This window comes from Citrobacter sp. wls613, assembly GCF_005281195.1.
Lineage (GTDB): Bacteria > Pseudomonadota > Gammaproteobacteria > Enterobacterales > Enterobacteriaceae > Citrobacter > Citrobacter gillenii.
In genome coordinates, this window is sequence record NZ_SZXN01000050.1 from 54624 (window position 1) to 54902 (window position 279).

A 279-nucleotide genomic window follows, 5' to 3' on the forward strand; every position below is an offset into this window, starting at 1 on the left:
GGCTGCGGACTTCACCCCGCCAGGTTATTTTGGGCTGGTAGTGGATCAGCAACTGATCGTTTTCCAGCGCCTTACGCAGGTTGGTATCCAGCCACAGATACTCGAACACCCGCTGATTCATTTCAGGGGAGAACACGCAAAACTGCCCACGTCCGCCTTCTTTGGCGGTATACATGGCGGTATCCGCGTTGCGAATGACGTTTTCGCTGTCATTACCATGCTGTGGTGCCAGGGAAATGCCGATAGAACAGCCGGTATACACTTCAATCAGGCCAATAC

1 protein-coding gene is annotated in these 279 nt (G+C 53.4%); it reads right to left on the reverse strand.

Annotation, left to right across the window (positions count from 1 at the left end; translation table 11 throughout):
* The coding region (locus tag FDX01_RS23660) for a diguanylate cyclase (protein ID WP_249360915.1) at positions 1-279 on the reverse strand (279 nt) is incomplete at both ends.